This window comes from Streptomyces sp. DSM 42067 (genome assembly GCF_055792885.1).
In genome coordinates this window covers 5,796,429-5,811,945 of the sequence record NZ_CM147706.1, presented here as the reverse complement: position 1 = coordinate 5,811,945, position 15,517 = coordinate 5,796,429, and the positions used below count along the sequence as shown (strand labels likewise).

General features: G+C 69.5%; 18 protein-coding genes. 4 read left to right on the top strand and 14 right to left on the bottom strand.

Features of this window, described 5'->3' with window-relative positions; all coding sequences use genetic code 11:
* Positions 1-21: 21 nt before the first annotated feature.
* The 12 genes from ACSMXV_RS26605 to ACSMXV_RS26550 all read right to left on the bottom strand — a co-directional run bounded on the left by ACSMXV_RS26605 (position 22) and on the right by ACSMXV_RS26550 (position 10,966).
* Entirely contained in the window at positions 22-630 is a 609-nt protein-coding gene (locus ACSMXV_RS26605; RefSeq protein WP_473173750.1) for a pilus assembly protein TadG-related protein, read from the bottom strand.
* Positions 630-827 (bottom strand): Flp family type IVb pilin, encoded by a 198-nt coding sequence (locus ACSMXV_RS26600; protein ID WP_473173749.1) that lies wholly within the window; start codon positions 825-827, stop codon positions 630-632. Before ACSMXV_RS26600 ends, ACSMXV_RS26605 begins: the two co-directional genes overlap by 1 nt.
* A gap of 233 nt (positions 828-1,060) precedes the next feature.
* The gene (locus tag ACSMXV_RS26595; protein ID WP_473173748.1) at positions 1,061-2,251 is read right to left on the bottom strand and encodes a response regulator; all 1,191 of its coding nucleotides are present in this window, start codon (positions 2,249-2,251) and stop codon (positions 1,061-1,063) included.
* Positions 2,252-2,396: 145 nt separating this feature from the next.
* Complete coding sequence (locus ACSMXV_RS26590; RefSeq protein ID WP_473173747.1) at positions 2,397-3,857, bottom strand: sensor histidine kinase; 1,461 nt, start codon at positions 3,855-3,857, stop codon at positions 2,397-2,399.
* 7 nt (positions 3,858-3,864) lie between these two features.
* Entirely contained in the window at positions 3,865-4,752 is an 888-nt protein-coding gene (locus ACSMXV_RS26585; RefSeq protein WP_473173746.1) for a DUF5936 domain-containing protein, read from the bottom strand.
* 79 nt (positions 4,753-4,831) lie between these two features.
* On the bottom strand, positions 4,832-5,773 hold the full coding sequence (locus ACSMXV_RS26580) for a type II secretion system F family protein (RefSeq protein ID WP_473173745.1): 942 nt from the start codon (positions 5,771-5,773) through the stop codon (positions 4,832-4,834).
* 8 nt (positions 5,774-5,781) lie between these two features.
* Positions 5,782-7,119 (bottom strand): CpaF family protein, encoded by a 1,338-nt coding sequence (locus ACSMXV_RS26575; protein ID WP_473173744.1) that lies wholly within the window; start codon positions 7,117-7,119, stop codon positions 5,782-5,784.
* Between the two features lie 85 nt (positions 7,120-7,204).
* Positions 7,205-7,585 carry a TadE/TadG family type IV pilus assembly protein gene (locus ACSMXV_RS26570; RefSeq protein WP_473173743.1) on the bottom strand — a complete coding sequence of 127 codons (381 nt, stop codon included), beginning with the start codon at positions 7,583-7,585 and terminating at the stop codon, positions 7,205-7,207.
* Positions 7,586-7,609: 24 nt separating this feature from the next.
* Entirely contained in the window at positions 7,610-8,005 is a 396-nt protein-coding gene (locus ACSMXV_RS26565; RefSeq protein WP_473173742.1) for a TadE/TadG family type IV pilus assembly protein, read from the bottom strand.
* 1 nt (position 8,006) lies between these two features.
* Positions 8,007-9,284 (bottom strand): CpaE/TadZ family protein, encoded by a 1,278-nt coding sequence (locus ACSMXV_RS26560; protein ID WP_473173741.1) that lies wholly within the window; start codon positions 9,282-9,284, stop codon positions 8,007-8,009.
* A 13-nt stretch (positions 9,285-9,297) separates the two neighbouring features.
* Positions 9,298-10,005, bottom strand: a complete 708-nt coding sequence (cpaB, locus tag ACSMXV_RS26555) for a Flp pilus assembly protein CpaB (protein ID WP_473173740.1) — start codon at positions 10,003-10,005, stop codon at positions 9,298-9,300.
* An 82-nt stretch (positions 10,006-10,087) separates the two neighbouring features.
* Positions 10,088-10,966, bottom strand: coding sequence for a hypothetical protein (locus ACSMXV_RS26550; RefSeq protein ID WP_473173739.1), 879 nt, complete (start codon positions 10,964-10,966; stop codon positions 10,088-10,090).
* 320 nt (positions 10,967-11,286) lie between these two features.
* Here ACSMXV_RS26550 and ACSMXV_RS26545 point away from each other — a divergent pair, with 320 nt between their 5' ends.
* The 4 genes from ACSMXV_RS26545 to ACSMXV_RS26530 are packed head-to-tail and all read left to right on the top strand — an operon-like array spanning position 11,287 to position 14,673.
* A complete protein-coding gene (locus ACSMXV_RS26545) occupies positions 11,287-13,059 on the top strand; it encodes a hypothetical protein (protein ID WP_473173738.1) in 1,773 nt (590 codons plus the stop codon).
* Positions 13,060-13,100: 41 nt separating this feature from the next.
* Positions 13,101-13,739: a hypothetical protein gene (locus ACSMXV_RS26540; RefSeq protein WP_473173737.1), complete on the top strand. Its 639-nt coding sequence runs from the start codon at positions 13,101-13,103 to the stop codon at positions 13,737-13,739.
* A gap of 50 nt (positions 13,740-13,789) precedes the next feature.
* Entirely contained in the window at positions 13,790-14,221 is a 432-nt protein-coding gene (locus ACSMXV_RS26535) for a DUF3592 domain-containing protein (protein ID WP_473173736.1), read from the top strand.
* Positions 14,221-14,673: a hypothetical protein gene (locus ACSMXV_RS26530; RefSeq protein WP_473173735.1), complete on the top strand. Its 453-nt coding sequence runs from the start codon at positions 14,221-14,223 to the stop codon at positions 14,671-14,673. The genes ACSMXV_RS26535 and ACSMXV_RS26530 overlap by 1 nt, the downstream gene beginning before the upstream one ends.
* Positions 14,674-14,752: 79 nt before the next feature.
* Here the strand turns inward: ACSMXV_RS26530 and ACSMXV_RS26525 are convergent, their stop codons facing one another.
* Positions 14,753-15,061 (bottom strand): helix-turn-helix domain-containing protein, encoded by a 309-nt coding sequence (locus tag ACSMXV_RS26525; RefSeq protein WP_473173734.1) that lies wholly within the window; start codon positions 15,059-15,061, stop codon positions 14,753-14,755.
* Complete coding sequence (locus ACSMXV_RS26520; RefSeq protein ID WP_473173733.1) at positions 15,061-15,360, bottom strand: type II toxin-antitoxin system RelE/ParE family toxin; 300 nt, start codon at positions 15,358-15,360, stop codon at positions 15,061-15,063. Before ACSMXV_RS26520 ends, ACSMXV_RS26525 begins: the two co-directional genes overlap by 1 nt.
* Positions 15,361-15,517: the final 157 nt, after the last annotated feature.

The following is a 15,517-nucleotide window of genomic DNA, read 5'->3' as shown; positions in this document are numbered from 1 at the left end:
CTTTGTTCGTCGTTCTCTATGTCAGTCGGCCAGATGGACGTCGAAGAGGTCCTCGGGACCGGGGAGACCCGACGGATCCTTCGGGTCGAGGTCCCAGTTCTTGTTCCTGCAGTTGAGCTGCGGCAGGTCAACGTTGTTGCCGTTGTCCTCGTCGGGGAGCAGGAACGTGCAGCGCGGCTCGATCACGGCCGTGGCATCGGCCGTCGCGTACTTCTGTTCCGTGCCGGGGACGATCGTTTCGCCGACGGGCTCGTTGGTCTTGACCTTGACCGTGTAGCCCAGCGGGAACCACTTAGGTGTGCAGCCGCCCTGCACGACGTGCGCGTCGTTGTCGTCTGCGAGCTGCTCCGCCCGCCAGCACGAGGGGTCGAGCCCGTCCACGTCACCGTCGAAGATGTCCTGCCAGAGGCCCGGGTCGAGCAGCTTGTCCAGCCATCTGCCCGCGAGCTGGTCCCGCCGGTCCTGAGCCGCCGCGAGGGCGGCGGCGTCCGCCGCCGTCTGCGCGCCGTTCCGTGTCGCCGCGGCCTGGCCGACCGCAAGGTACGCGAACGCGAGGAAGAGCAGGCCCGCCACCACCGTGATGTAGATGGGGAAGACCTGCCCTGCGTCGCCGTACTTACGGACCCGCATCAGCCGCCGGTGACCTCGGAGATCTTGTCCGTGATCGCGGTGTAGATGGAGTTGCCGATGTCCGTACCCGTGATCGCCAGGACGATCGCCACGACCACCGCGATGATCCCCAGGTACTCGACCGCGGTCTGGCCCTTGTCGTTGCGGGCGGCGCGGGTCTGCAGGTACGCGACGGTGGTGTTGATCCAGTTGCTCATGGTCGTGTTCCCTTCCGGTATCGGCCGGCCGCCGACCGGCCGACGTGTAAGTCCCTGTGGTGCTACTCGCGTTACCGGCTTCCTCCTTGCCGGTCTCGCTTTCGACACCCGAAACGTACGCCGGAACACCGGTCCCACCAGAGGGCCCCAGGGCCCAATCCCGGGCCCAAAGCGTGCTCTGGGCCCGGCCGCCCACGCGCTGGGCCCGCGAGCACGGCCCCCCGTTCCCCCGTTCAGCCACGACCCGTGGCCCCTCTCCCCGTGACCGAACCGGGCGCCGTGCCGAGCCACTTGGCCACGGCCTCGCTGCGGCTGGTGCTGTGCAGCTTGGCGAAGATCCGGTTGATGTGGTTCTTGACGGTCTTTTCGCTGATGAAGCAGGTGGCGGCGATCTGCTGGTTGTTCATGCCGGATGTGATGAGGTCCATGATCTCCGCCTCCCTCGAACTCAGCCCGAAGCTCTCCCGGTCAGGGGCGCCCTGATCCGCTCGTCCCCACCCTGGGGACGCACTCGAGGATCCAGACGACGACTGTGCCACATTCGGTTGCAGTTGCGAAAGACTTTGTTGCGAACGATAGGGGGAGGCGGCGGGTTGTTGCTGGTAGTAGCCGCTTTGCTGGGCGAGTTGAGGAGATGGCTGCGGCGTTGCCGTAGGGGAATTTTCGTATGCAGTCGCATCCGCCGCCCTGCCAAGACCATCGGGGAGCGACGGCGAACCGGCGCCCGGACCCTGGTCCTGCCGTACGTGCGCGAGCAGCGCCCCCGCCGCCGTAGGCGTGAAGTGGGCCCTGCCTTCCTTGATGTCTCTTATGGCGGAGACGAGTTGGTCCGCGGTGAACTCGCCGTGGACCAGATAGCCGCCGGCGCCGAGCCGCAGCGCCTCGTGGACGATCTCGCTCTCGCGGCTGTAGGTGAGCATCATGACCGGGGCGATGCGCACCAGATACGGCAGGGCGGAGATGCCGTCGACGCCGGGCATGCGGACGTCGAGCAGGACGACGTCGGGGCGGTGGCGCTGGGCCGCCTCGTAGGCCTGGCGGCCGTCTGCCGCTTCCGCCACGACCTCGATGTCGTCGCGGCCGGAGAGCAGGACGGTGAGGCCTGCGCGGACGACGGGGTTGTCGTCCGCGACGATGACGCGGAGCGGCTGCCGGGCCGGGGGCGCCGGGAAGCCCCCGGAGCCGGCCGTGGGACCCGGGCCGCCGGAGGTGTGGGACAGGCCCGTGGACCCCGAAGGAACCAGGCCCGGCGGGGTCGAGGCATCAGAAGAGCTCAGGCCCGGTGGCAGGGCCGAGGCCTCCGAAGGCATCGGCACCTGGTGCGGGGTGTGTTCGGAGCGGGCGACGGAGTGTGCCGAGGTGTGCTGGGAGGCGTGGGCGGGCGGGTAGGCGTGCCCGCCGGAGTGGGGAGTCGCTTCCGGCATCGTCGGCCTCCTCTCGGGGAGTGGGGGGGGAGCGGCGGATTCCGTAGGGATCAGGGCTGTCCGAAGGGATCAGGGGTGTCCGTAGGGGTCAGGGCTGTCCGTAGAGGTCAGGGCTGTCCGTAGGCATCAGGGGTCTCCGAAGGGATCAGGGGTGTCCGGCCGGCGCGACCGGCGCGGTCGGTGTCGGATGCGGATGAGCGGTCGGTGTCCGGGGCGGATGAGCGGTCAGGGCGGCCAGCGGCATGTCCACGCGGACCTCTGTGCCCTTCGCGGCCTGGCCCCGCCCGATGCGGATGCGGGCCCCGACGGAGGCGGCTCGTTCGACCATGCCGACGAGGCCGAAGTGGCCCGCGCGTCTGAGGCCCTCGAGGGTCGTGCCGGGCGGCAGGCCCCGGCCGTCGTCGTAGACGCTGATGCGCAGTTGGTCGCCCACGACGCCGGCGGAGACGTCCAGGTAGGTCGGCTGGGCGTGGCGGTGGGCGTTCTCCATGGCTTCTGAGGCGATCGTCAGGAGCTGGCGGGCTACGGCCCCCGGGACCGGGGGGACGGTGGCGTCGCCGAGTTGGCGGTAGGTGGCGCGCAGGCCGGTGCGCGTGCCGAGGTCGGCCGTACGGGCGGCGAGTTCGCCGATCACGTCGACTCCGCCGTCGAGGCCCGACTCGCGGCGCAGGTCCGAGAGGAGTTCGCGGGACTCGGAGGCGGCGCGGCGGGCGGAGCGGGCGACGAGTTCGGCCTGGTGTTTGACGGTGAGGGGGTCCATGCGGTCGGCCGAGGAGGCGAGTCCGTCGGCGGCGAGAGCGAGGCCGTGCAGGGTCTTGGCGACCGAGTCGTGCATCTCCCTGGCCATGCGCGAGCGTTCGCCCTCCACCGCCTCGTTCACCGCGAGCCGCGCCTGGACCGCGGTCAGGGCCTGCGTTGCGGCTCCGAAGCGGAGCATCAGGCCGCGCAGGGTCACGCCGACTGCGCCGATGAGCACACAGAAGCCGGGCATCAGCGCCGATTCGGCGATGCTCGCCTCGACGTTCGAACTCCGGTAGACGACAAGGAGGATGAGGGACTGCAGGCAGGCGAAGAACGCCGCGCCCCGCCAGCCGTACACCAGGCCGGCGAGCATCGGCGTGCAGACGCTGACGTAGGCCAGAGTGCTGTCGGGACCTGCGGCGACGAGGAGCAGCGAGCCGAAGAGGGTGTCCACGGCCAGCAGGCCGGGGTGTTTCAGCAGGAGCGGTCCGAAGCGTTCCCAGTCGCGGAAGAGGGCGTACGAGACCATGAAGGTGACCAGGACGGAGGCGCCGACCAGCTGGGCGGCGAGGCCCGGCGCCGCGTTGAGCAGGGCGAGCGGGGACGCCAGGGCGATCATCGCGAGCCTGAAGCCGAAGACCTGACGGCACATCGCCTGCAGGGCGCTGACCTGGATGTTGAGGGTCGAGGTGGGTCCTGCGCCGCGCGCGGCACCGGCCCGCACGAGGCTCTGTGCGCCCGCCCGCGGGGAGAGCTGCTCGGACAGATGCGGAGGCAGGAAGGTGCCTGCCGGCGGAGTGGTGATCTCCGTGGCGGCACCGGTCGTCGCGGCTCTCGCCCTCAGCTGGGGCATCCGTATGGCCATGGCTGCCTCACTTGCCCGAGATGGTGCTGAAGTCGGTGCCGGAGCCGAGGAGGAGACCCGCGCCCAGGAGGAGCATCGTGGCCGGGACCATGAAGGTCGTGATCATCATGGTGGCCTTGGGGACCGCGCGGGCGGCCTTGCGGCGGGCGTTCTGGGCGTCCGTACGGCGCATGTCGTTGGCGAGGGCGACGAGCGTGTCGACGATGGGGGCGCCGAGTTCCTCGCCCTGCTGGAGGGCGGTGACGAACATGGCGACCTGCTCGGAGTCGTTGCGTTTGCGCAGCTCGGCGAAGGCCTGGCGGCGGCTCATGCCCATGTCCATCTGGCGCAGGGTGATGCGCAGTTCGTCGGACCAGGGGCCCTCGTAGTGGCTGGAGACGCGGTCCAGGGCCTGGCGGAAGCCGAGTCCTGCGCTGACGACGACGGCGAGGACGTCGAGGAAGTCCGGCAGCGTCCGCTCGATCTGGTCCTTGCGGATGCGGACGGCGGACCAGATGCCGACCTCCGTCCAGAACGCTCCGAAGGCGAACAGCATGAGGGCGACCAGCACATTGCCCTCCATGAGCATGATCAGGCCGCCGAAGCCGCCGAGCGCGCCGTACACCGCGCGCCGGGCCGCATACCGGTCGATGGTCAGACCTCCGGGATTGCCCGCGAGGTCGATCCTGCGGCGGACCTTGTTGACGCGCTTGGGGCCCATCCACCGCAGGACGGCGGGGGCGTAGCGCATGCCGAGCCGGTCGACAGCCGAGTCCACGGCGCCGGTGCGGGTCGAGCCGACCTCCAGGGCGAGGGCCAGGTCGCCCGGCAGTCTGGCGTCGGCGCGGTACATGCGGATGCCGTGGAAGGCGCCGTAGACGCCGGCGCCGGCCACAAGGGCGAGAAGGATCTCCATCGTGCTGCTCCTTAGTCCCTGCTCCTGAGTCCCTGCTCCTGAGTCCTCTGAGTCCTGCTTCTGGGTCCCGGCCGGAGGTCTATACGTCGACCCGGGACATGCGCCGGATGAGGATGAAGCCGACCGCGTAGAGCCCGAAGGCGACGATCACGCAGATCTGCCCGACGGCGGAGCCGGTCATACGGTCCAGCGCCCCGTCCTTGACGCTGTTCATGAGGAGGAGCGAGCCGACGCCCATGACGGGGACCGCGTACGAGGTCGTGTTCACCTGCGACAGCTGGGTGCGGACCTCGCGGCGGGTCTCCTTGCGCTCCTCCAGCGTCTCGGTGAGGTTGCGCAGGGCCGCGACGACGGTGCCGCCCGCGCGGTTGGAGAGGATCAGGGTGGTCACCAGCACCACGAGTTCGCGGGAGGGCAGGCGTTCGGTGAGTTCGCCGAGGGCGTCGTCGATGGAGTGGCCGACGGCGAGCTGGTTGGCGACCTTGGCGAGCTCCTCGCCGGCCGGGGCCTCGAGTTCGTCGGCGGCCATGCTGAGGGCGGTGCGCAGCGCGAGGCCTGCCTGGGTGGCGTTGGCGAGTATCCGGGACAGCTCGGGCAGCTGGTTGATGAACTTCTCGATCCGCTTCTGCCGCTGCCAGCTGAGGAACTGCAGCGCGACGTAGATGCCGAGCAGACCGAAGAGCGGGCCGAAGAACGCGGCGAGCATCGCCTGGCCGGTGATCCACAGGGCCGCGATGGTGGCGACCATATAGACGAAGAACTCGCCGGGTGTCAGGTCGAGGCCGGTCGCGGCCAGCTTCAGTTCGAGCTTCTTGCCGAACTTCGTACGGCGGATACGGCGGTCGACGCCCCGGAAGCGGCGCCGGCGGCCGACGGGGATCTGGCCGGTGGTCGACAGCCGGTCGACGAGCGCCTCGTGCTGGGCCCTGCCGGACGCGTAGGCGTGCAGCCCCAGGACGATCAGGACGCACGCGAGCAGCGTGACGCCCGTCGTCAGGAGTATCAGGTCGTCCATGTCCATGGGGGTACCTATCTGGCCTCTCGGGTGGCGAGCTGGTCGGCGGACTCGGCGACTCCGAAGGCCTGCGGGATGGGCTGGCCGGCCATGTACAGGCGGTCCGCGACACGGCGCGGGAGCGGGTGGTACGCGAAGTCGCCGTGGACCCGGCCGTCGGCCGCCATGGGCTGGGCATTGAAACGGGCGACGGTGACGATGCGGTACGGGTCGCTGCCGTGGCTGTCGAGCACGCCGATCTCGGTGATCTTGCGGGTGCCGTCGGCGTGCCGGGTGAGCTGGACGATGACGTCCACGGCGCTGTTGATCTGGTCGTGCAGCGCCACGAAGGGGATCTCCACCTCGGACATGGAGGCCAGCGTCTGCAGACGCATCAGCGCGTCCTCGGCGCTGTTGGCGTGCACGGTGGCGAGCGAACCGTCGTGGCCTGTGGACATGGCCTGGAGCATGTCGAGCGACTCGCCGCCGCGGACCTCACCGACGACGATGCGGTCGGGGCGCATACGCAGGGAGTTGCGCACCAGGTCGCGGATGGTGATCCTGCCGCGGCCCTCGACGTTGGGCGGGCGCGACTCCAGGCGGATCACATGGGACTGCTGGAGCTGGAGCTCGGCGGAGTCCTCGATGGTGATGATGCGCTCGCCGTCGGGGATCAGCCCGGACAGCGCGTTGAGGAGCGTGGTCTTACCGGTGCCGGTGGCGCCCGACACGATGATGTTGAACTTGGCCTGGACGAGCCCGGAGAGCAGATAGAGCATCTGCTCGTCGAGCGAGCCGAGGCCGATCATCTCGCGGAGCGAGAAGGACCGCGGGAAGCGGCGGATCGTCAGGGTCGCGCCCGTGAGGGACAGCGGCGGGATGATGACGTTGACACGCTCACCGGACGGGAGCCGGGCGTCGACCATCGGATTCGACTCGTCCACGCGGCGGTTGACGGTCGAGACGATGCGTTCGATGGTCTGCATCAGCTGGTCGTGCGAGGCGAACCGCAGAGGCAGCTGCTCCACCTTGCCCGCCCGCTCGACGAAGATCGCGTCCGGGCCGTTGACCATGATCTCGGTGATGGAGGCGTCCTCGAGGAGCGGTTCGAGGATGCCGAGCCCGAGCGCCTCGTCGACGACCCGGCGGATCAGCTGGGAGCGCTCGACGGTCGACAGGACCGGGCCCTCGCGGCTGATGATGTGGCCGAGCACGCGCTCCAGACGGGCCCTGCGCTCGGCTGCGGCGAGCGAGGACATCTCCGCGAGGTCGATCTCCTCGAGGAGCTTGGCGCGGTACGCGGCGACCAGGTGGCCGTCCTCGGACCGTGCGCCGTTCTCCTCGGGGTGGTTGATGCGTGCCCGCAGGCTCATGGATGCGTACTCCTCGGTTCGTCCTCGGTTGTCGCTCAGCCCATCGGCAGGGGGTCGGGGTCAGTCGCTCGGCATGGGGTCGGGGTCAGTCGCTCGGCATGGTGGCGGTCTTGCGTGCCGGGTCGAAGTCCCAGCCGGGGACGATCGACGGGATGTCGACGACCGCCGTGACCGCGACCTCGCCGAAGGTGTCCGCCCGCTGGAATGCGGTGCCGTCGGCTACCCAGTCGCTGACCGCGTCGCTGCCGTCCTGCTGCCACCCCGGGTTGTCGAGCGACGCGCTGCGCGCGGCGGTACGGGCCGCCGTGCCGGCTTGCTGGGCCGTGTAGGCGATGAGGCCGAGCTGGACGGCGGCCATCGCGACGATGATCAGGATCGGGATGAAGCCGAGGTATTCCAGGGCTACCTGTCCGCGGTCGAACCTGCGGTTCGATCGCGGCCAGGTCGCCCGTGCGGTGGCTCTCATGGTGTGCTCTCCCCCAGCCATCGGTCAGCCCGTCTCTTCCTCGATCGCGCCGGCCTTGCCCTCCACCTCGAACGGGAAGGCGATGGTGCCGGGGAACAGCACCGGGACCTGGAGGTTGACGTGTGCCGTGACGTAGCCGTTCACCGTGTCGCATGTGACGTCGGCGTCGCCCGCCCAGGCGTCCGGGAGCTTGTCCTTGCCCGCCTGTTCGCACGCGTTCTGCCGGTCGTAGGGGTGGGCGGCCGTCGCCGCCCGTACCGCCTCGTCGGCCGCGTTTCCGGCGAGCGTCCAGGTGTAGCCCGTCAGGACGAACTGCCAGAGCAGCACCAGCGTCAGGATGATCAGCGGTGTCATGCCCAGGAACTCGATGGTGACCTGGCCGCGGTCCGTGCCCCGTCTGCGTCTGCTCTGGGCGGCCATGTCAGCCCTCCCCCTCCCCGTTTCCTCTGCCGCGTCGGCGGCGGGTGCCGAACGCACCCCGGTCGCTGCGGAACCTCGCGTTCTTCCCGCCCCTGTCCGCGCCCTGGGGAGTGCCGACCAGCCCCAGCTCACCGGCCAGTCCCCACAGCGCCTGTTTCACCACGCTCTTGCTGTCCAGGTCCTGGATACGGCCCGCGTCGACCACCGCCTGCAGTTCCTTGAAGTTGGCGGGTACGGCGATGCCGGCGACCCGGGTTCCGGTGATCTTCTGGATCAGCGGCGGCTGGATCTCGGTGTTGCGGGTGTGCCGGTTGACGAGGGTCACGGTCTCCTCGGCCTTGCGTATCTGCAGCCGGTCCCACATGCGCACCATCCGCTTGGCGGCGCGCACGGCGACCACGTCCGGCGTGGTGACCAGCAGCGCGGTGTCTGCCATCTCGACGGCCGCGGCGTTCGCGCCCGTCATCTGGGCGCCGCAGTCGACGACCACGACCTCGTAGCGCGACCGCATCGCGCTGACGATCTGGCGTACGGACCGGTCCGTGACCTCCTCGCCGCGCTCGCCCTCACCGGGCGCGAGCAGCAGCGACACTCCGGTCTCGTGCGTGAACACGGCGTCGGCGAGCACCCGCGGCGAGATGTCGGTGATGCCGGCGAGGTCGACGACCGACCGGCGGAACTGCACGTCCAGGTATGACGCGACGTCGCCGGTCTGCAGGTCCAGGTCGACGAGCGCCGCCTTCCGGCCGGACGCCTGTGCCGCGAGGGCGAGCTGGATCGCGGTGAACGTCGTGCCGACGCCTCCCTTGGCCCCGGTGACGGTGACGACCCTGCCGCCCGGGCCGCTGAACACGTCCCCGCTGTTGCCGAGGTGGCGGCGGACGCCGACCGACCAGGCGGCGGCGGTCTGCACGCGGCTGGCCAGTTCCTCGTAGCTGAGCGGCAGCGCCACCAGACCGCGCGCGCCCGAGTCCATGGCGGCCGAGAACAGGCCGGGGCTCGCGTCCGCCGTGATGAGGACGACTCCGACGGCGGGGAAGCGCAGGGCGACTTCCCGGATCAGTTCCAGCGCCGGCACCGGACCGATCCGCTCGTGCACGAGCACGACCTCGGGCAGCTCGTCGATCGACTCGCCGGCCAGCCGGCCGAGTGTGTCGATCAGCTGGGTGGAGTCGGCGACCGGCATGGCCGGTTCGGCGTCCGGGAGCTGGCTGAGGAGGGTCGTGACGGACCGGGCGGCGTCGGCGTCACCGACCGCCGGGAGGATCCTCGTGGGCATGTGAACCTGAACCTCACTTGTCCTTGGCGAGTTCGTAGGTCCGCTCGCTGGGACGGATGGTGGTGTCGCCGCCCGGGGCCACCAGGGCGAGCCGGACGTGCTGCGCGAACGACTCCGCGTACGCGACGCGCTGGGCGTCCATCGTGCTGAGCGCGAAGGTGATCGGCACCGCCTGCGTGGCCTGGCGGGCCCTGTCCTCCTCGCTCGGTTCGAGAGCGGTCAGCCGGCCCACGTCGATGACCCTGGCGCCCGACACGATGATCCGCGACTCGGCGGCGTCGCCCTGCTGCTCGCCCGCGAACGTGGCGAACACGTTGACCGTGGCACCCGGGGTGATCTTGCCCGCGACGCCGGTCTCGGCGTCGATCATGATGGCGATCTCCTGCTGGCCCGGCTCCAGTTCGGGGCGCTTGACGATCATGTCGCTCTGCAGCAGGGAGCCCTTGCGCAGCTGCGTCACAGCGATCTTCCCGTTGATCTCGGACAGATCGGTCACGGCGTTCTGCGACAGCCAGCGCTTGGGCATCGAGACCTTCTCGAACTGGCCGCTGCGCAGGGTCGTGTAGGGCGCGATGTCGGACTTCAGTTGGTACGCGGTGACCTCGGGGCCGACTTTGGACTTCGCGTCGCTGATGACCGAGAGCACTCCGGCGAAGGCGCCGAAGGCACAGAGGACCGACAGGAGCAGAAGTATCACTCCGCGGCGCTGGCGGGAATTCATGAGCCGTACAACCTCATTGGGGACGATGGCTGAGCGGACGTTGATGATGCGGTTGTGACGTGGTGAATGTGGGATCAGTGCGTCACTCTTGGCGCGCGAGTGCCTCGTGGTTCAGGACATCCCTGGCGGGAGTTTGGTTCTCGGGGGCCGGCGGTGTCGCGGAACAGAACACGCAGCGATCACCGATGAGTTCGAGGGCGCACCAGTGGCAGCGGTCCCGGCGTACGGAGGTCACCAGCTGGTAGAGGATGGAGAGGTCCGGCAGGTAGGTGGCGAACTCGATCAGCTTCGACGTGCCCCACCAGCGGGCGGACTCGGCGGGCAGCACGGCCTCGCGCAACCCCTGCACCTGCCAGGAGCGGGCGAGGGTGTCCTTGACCCAGTCGGACTCCAGCTGCCCGCGGGCGACCAGCAGCCACGTACCGAACTCCGGCCCGGCGAGGGCTGCTCCGGGGCCGATCTTCACCAGCTGCGGTGCGGGGCTGGCGACCACACCGAACTGGCTGCCGGGCACCCAGGACTTCGCGTGCGACTTCAGGCTGACCGGGACGCGGTCGAGCCTGGCGACGGAGTTGAGCAGCGCGCCCGCGTGGATGTAGTGGGTGAGCAGGCGGGCCGCGGAGGCGACCACTCCGGCGGTGAGGTCGCAGAGGGACAACTGCCGCAGCTGCCGGACGAGGACGGCGAGTCCGAGCGGTGGGAGGTTCGACCTGAACAGGGCGATGCGGTCGGTCTCCAGGATGGACCGCACGGTGTGCAGCCGATGTTGCATCGGGGTGGGAGTCGCCGCGGAGTAGACCACGATCACATAGCCGTGCTGGTCGATCAGCGTCTGCATGTCCGCGAGCGCGTGTTCCAGAGGCTGGGTCTCGGGCGGCTGGAGCGGGACGGCGGGCGGAGTCTGGGGGTCTTCTGGCGGCAGCACCAGGTCAGGGCTGGTAACAGCGATAGCGGTCGGCACGTCGGGTTCCCCGTTTCACTCCGGCCGTCGCCAGACCCGGCAGCCATGGTCCGTTGACAGCACCGCGCAGCTACCTCAGCACTTTATCCACGCCCAACACGCTTAGAAAGCAGTCCTTCTCAGGTTGTGAGGTGGACCATGGCGGGCGATTGTGCGCCAACTTCCGTCAGACACGGGCAAGTCGGACGAAGGTGTTTAGGGCCCGGATTTGGGCCCTCGGGCCCAGGTGCCGACGTGTTCCGGCCACCTACGCTCGCTGCCCGACCGCCGGCCCGACCGCGCGGGCCACACAGGTGTCACGGACAGGGAGAGGCCTCGGCATGGTTCACGGGGGCGGCGCACGGGCGGCGTACGAAAGGCCGTGCCCGGCGGATGACAGGCCGCACCGGCGGCCGCACAGACGCGGTGACCTCGGCGGGACCGCCGCCAAAGTCCTCGGCGACGACCGCGGGGCGACCGCCACCAGGTTCCGGGGCGATGACCCCCGGGCGACCGCCACCAGGTTCCGGGGCGACGACCGCGGGGCGACCGCCACCAGGTTCCGGGGCGACGACCGCGGGGCGACCGCCACCAGGTTCCGGGGCGATGACGGCGGGGCGACTGCCACCGAGTACCTCGGCATGGTCGTGGTCGTCGTGGCCCTCGTCCTCGGGGTGTCCGCCACCGGCATCGGGCAGACGCTCTACCGGGAGCTCGCCGCGCAGATCTGCCGGGTCACGGGCGGCAGCAACTGCGACGCGATCAACCCGGACACCGGCAAGCCCCTCACCGACGCCGACTTCGAGCCTCCCCTCTGCCAGATCTCCTCGATCACCGACAAGGCCGGCGCCAAGGCGAAGGTGCTGTTCATCGAGTGGGGCCAGGAGTACGGCTTCCAGGAGCAGCGGTTCCAGGCCAACACCGACATCAACAAGGACGGCAGGGTCGACGACAAGGACCAGCTGGTGTACGTGACGTTCACCGACGCCGCGTCCATCGCCGCGAAGAAGGACTGGAAACCGGGGGCCAAGGTCGGCAGGTTCGGTTCGGACAAGGTCGAACTCGGCGCGGGCATCAAGGTGACCAACGGCGACACCTGGGTGTTCGAGAGCGAGGAGGAGGCCCAGAGGTTCCGGGACGACATCGAGAAGCTGAAGATGTACGAGATGCGGCGCACCTCGCCCGGCGGCGCCGAGGCAAGCGTCGGCGACAGCATCCTCTATCTCTTCGGGACCGGGCCGCTCAAGGACGAGGAGGAGACGCGCGAGCGGGTCGAGAAGGGCCTGGGCGGCGACCGGCAGATCTCCTACGGCAAGGTCGGTCTCGAGGCGTCGGCGGCGGGCGGTATGAAGCTGTCGCCCGGCGACGAGCAGAAGCTCAGCGCCACGCTCGGCGGCAACTTCAAGTTCTCGCCGGAGGTCACGTGGACGGACAACACGTACAAGAACACCAAGTCCTACACGTACTCCGCGGCCATCGAGTACGGCACCAAGGTCGGGTACGAGGCCGGACCCCTCAGCGGTGAGGCCTCCGCGCAGACCACGCAGACCGGCACCATCACCGTCACCCACGACAAGAAGACCGGCAAGCTGATCCGTATCGACATGACGCGCACCGTCGAGAAGGGCTCCACCAAGGACGGTGTGAAGGTCGGCGGCGACAACGGCGAGAGCGGCGACGACAAGCGGGGCGGCAGCGCCGGCGCCAAGGGCACCGACAACGAGACCGGCATCGAGGTCGTCACCAACTCCGTCACCTTCGAACCGGGCCCCGAGGGCGACGCCGACCGCGCGGTCGCGGAGAAGTGGCTCGACGGCTACGGCGACAACGCGGCCCCCTTCACGTACATGTTCGACGACCATGCGCCGACGTCGCGGCCGGGCAGCGACGACCCGTTCGGCCAGCTGCTCTTCGACAAGGGCAAGTCCAGCAAGACGGTGTACACGGGTCAGACGGAGGCGGCGGAGTACGGCTTCGAGCTGAACCTCGGGCTGAGCCTCGGCTTCTCGGTGAGCACAGAGAAGAAGGAGGAGATGCTCAACGACGCGCAGTTCCTCGGGGCCCCGCGGGACGGACGCCGGTCGTACGTGCCCTACAGCTACTGTGCGCAGTGATCAGGGACCAGGGACCACGGCAGGCCAGGGAGCGATCGCGGATGAACATCACGAAAAGCGGAAACCGCAGCAACGCCGTGAACGGCCGGAATGACGCGGACAGCCGCAGCAGGGGCAGGACCTTCGCAGGCCTCGTCTCGGGGGTGTGCGTCGCCGCCCTGCTCCTCACCGGCTGCGGCGGGGGCGACCAGGAGGCGGGCTCGGTGCCCAGCGGCTGGGGCACGCTGAAGACGAAGGGCGTGGACGTCTCGTATCCCAAGGGCTCCGGCGGGTACGAGGAGCGGGGGGCCGGCGAGCGCAGCGAGCACAACGCGGCGGAAGCGGTCCGTACCGAGGACGGCACGATCGTCTCCACGATCACCGTGCAGCTGGCCTTCACCAACGCCGACTCGGCCGAGGAGGCGGCCATCGCCGCCGAGGCCGGTGTGCAGCTGGGGTCGACCCTCAAGGGCCAGAAGGACCTGCAGCTGGCGGGCGCGGACGACGCCAAGCGGGTGGACTTCGAGTTCAGCTCGACGGGTGAGAAGGGGACGCCGCCGAAGGGCACCCGAGTCCAGGGCGTGATCCTCACCGGTCTCGACGCGCAGAAGAAGACCTTCGCGGTCCGCATCGACGCGCAGAAGGGTGCGCTGGACGACGCCGACCTGAACAAGATCATCGACTCGGTCCAGGTGCACTAGAGAGAGGTGCCGACCATGAGGGACCTCACCGAGACGGAGGTGTACTGACCATGGAGATTCCCGGTTCCGGATACGTCGTCGTCGGGGCCCTCATGCTCTTCTTCGGCTGGCTGACGGTGAAGTACGCCGGACGTCTGGTGACCGTCGCGCGGATGATGCGGAGGGGCACGAGGGCCACGGGGACGTGCGTCCGTGTCGAGACCGAGCCGTACAACCGCTCCGACGCGACGCGGCACTTCTTCGCCTTCCGCACAGCCGACGGCCGCGAGGTCGAGTTCGAGGATCTCGCGGGCTGGTCGGTGAAGGAGGGCACCGAGGTCACGGTGGCCTACGACCCGCGCGATCCCGAGCGGACCGCGACCATCGCGGGCCGCGGCAGCTGGTCGCCCGTCCTGCAGTGTCTTGCGCTGGTCGCGGGCTGCGGCATGGCCACGCTCGGCTTCACGGCCGTCTTCTTCTTCCAGGTGATCGGAGGCAAGTGATGTCGTACTACGGCGCGTCGGCGTCCACGTCCCGCAGCGACCGGAAGGGAAACGTCTTCGCGTTCACACGCGCGTGGGCGGTGGGCGTCGTCGTACTCGCCGTCTCCGAGTACGTGCAGATGTCCCTGGTGTACGACGCGTTCGTGGGCCCGCGCGGCCCCCGCACCTTCGGGGCCGCCGTATTCCTGGTCCACCTGCCGAACCTGCTGTGCCTGGCCCTAGCCACCTGGGCGGCGGCCCGCGCCCACCCGGAGCCCCAGCGCGAACAACTGATACGGCACGTGGTAGCGGCCCTGGGCGTCCCGCTCGCCGCCCAACTCCTGACCCTCACCCTCCAGTGGAACCGCCCCGGCTTCAACACACTCGACCTGGGAATGTCCAGCGCGGTACTGCTGGCGGGGTGCGCGGTGGGCTGGACGGCAGACCGCTGGCAGACACAGAGGGACGGGTGACCGCACACCGATGACGCCTGACCGCTCCCTCTCCCCCGGAAAGGCGTCGCGACCCTACTCGGGTGCCAGGACCGCCCGCTCAAGCAGCATGACCCTCGAAGCGGAACTCGGGGGTGGTGCGCGGATCGATCCGCGCCCCGGACTCGAGGGCGGCAGCCAACCGCTCGATCAGTTCCAAGGAGGGATCGACACCGCTCTCCTCGATCGACTCGATGTCCTCTTCGGACATACCGGCCCGGCGAGCCAGCTCGGACGTGCTCCAGCCCAGCGCGGAGCGACGGTCGTAGACCGCCTGGGCGAAGTCCATCCGGCGACCCGCGGCACGGTAGGCGGGATCCTCGCGGTGCTCGGGCGGGACCTTCCAGCTGGTGTGGTATCCGCTGCTCATCAGGCCTCCTCGCCCCTACTGTAGACGTCGTGCTCGCCCGCCGGAGGGTGCTCGGCTTCGCACTGCTTCCGCGCCCGCTGAGCCCTCACGACTTCATCGGCCTCCCGCATCTTCGTCTTGCGAAAGACGGTGAGCAGGACCGCTCTCCTACCAGGAGCCAGCCAGTACGTGACACGGATGGCGCCGATTCGCAGCTCCCGCAGCCCGTCGCCCAGGTGACTGGCCAAGGGGAAGGGCAAAGCCGGGCCATCCGTGGCGAGCCTGTCGGCGAACCGCTCGACGGCCCGGTAGTCGCGCAACGCGAGCGTTGCAAGCCATGCGCGTACCCTCTCGTTCGAGCTCGATCGTGTAGAGGTCGGGCGGCTCCGGCATGGCTGCTCCGTTCGTGTTGGGGCCTGGCATCACCCAAGCGGTAACGCCGATGTGGTCTGGCCGGCTCTCGCCGACGTCACCCGA

Bases quoted from the DNA above. Each gene is read 5' to 3' on its own strand.
- ACSMXV_RS26605 (WP_473173750.1), bottom strand. From the start codon at position 630: ATGCGGGTCCGTAAGTACGGCGACGCAGGGCAGGTCTTCCCCATCTAC.
- ACSMXV_RS26600 (WP_473173749.1), bottom strand. From the start codon at position 827: ATGAGCAACTGGATCAACACCACCGTCGCGTACCTGCAGACCCGCGCC.
- ACSMXV_RS26595 (WP_473173748.1), bottom strand. From the start codon at position 2,251: ATGCCGGAAGCGACTCCCCACTCCGGCGGGCACGCCTACCCGCCCGCC.
- ACSMXV_RS26590 (WP_473173747.1), bottom strand. From the start codon at position 3,857: ATGGCCATACGGATGCCCCAGCTGAGGGCGAGAGCCGCGACGACCGGT.
- ACSMXV_RS26585 (WP_473173746.1), bottom strand. From the start codon at position 4,752: ATGGAGATCCTTCTCGCCCTTGTGGCCGGCGCCGGCGTCTACGGCGCC.
- ACSMXV_RS26580 (WP_473173745.1), bottom strand. From the start codon at position 5,773: ATGGACATGGACGACCTGATACTCCTGACGACGGGCGTCACGCTGCTC.
- ACSMXV_RS26575 (WP_473173744.1), bottom strand. From the start codon at position 7,119: ATGAGCCTGCGGGCACGCATCAACCACCCCGAGGAGAACGGCGCACGG.
- ACSMXV_RS26570 (WP_473173743.1), bottom strand. From the start codon at position 7,585: ATGAGAGCCACCGCACGGGCGACCTGGCCGCGATCGAACCGCAGGTTC.
- ACSMXV_RS26565 (WP_473173742.1), bottom strand. From the start codon at position 8,005: ATGGCCGCCCAGAGCAGACGCAGACGGGGCACGGACCGCGGCCAGGTC.
- ACSMXV_RS26560 (WP_473173741.1), bottom strand. From the start codon at position 9,284: ATGCCCACGAGGATCCTCCCGGCGGTCGGTGACGCCGACGCCGCCCGG.
- cpaB (WP_473173740.1), bottom strand. From the start codon at position 10,005: ATGAATTCCCGCCAGCGCCGCGGAGTGATACTTCTGCTCCTGTCGGTC.
- ACSMXV_RS26545 (WP_473173738.1), top strand. From the start codon at position 11,287: ATGGTTCACGGGGGCGGCGCACGGGCGGCGTACGAAAGGCCGTGCCCG.
- ACSMXV_RS26540 (WP_473173737.1), top strand. From the start codon at position 13,101: ATGAACATCACGAAAAGCGGAAACCGCAGCAACGCCGTGAACGGCCGG.
- ACSMXV_RS26535 (WP_473173736.1), top strand. From the start codon at position 13,790: ATGGAGATTCCCGGTTCCGGATACGTCGTCGTCGGGGCCCTCATGCTC.
- ACSMXV_RS26530 (WP_473173735.1), top strand. From the start codon at position 14,221: ATGTCGTACTACGGCGCGTCGGCGTCCACGTCCCGCAGCGACCGGAAG.
- ACSMXV_RS26525 (WP_473173734.1), bottom strand. From the start codon at position 15,061: ATGAGCAGCGGATACCACACCAGCTGGAAGGTCCCGCCCGAGCACCGC.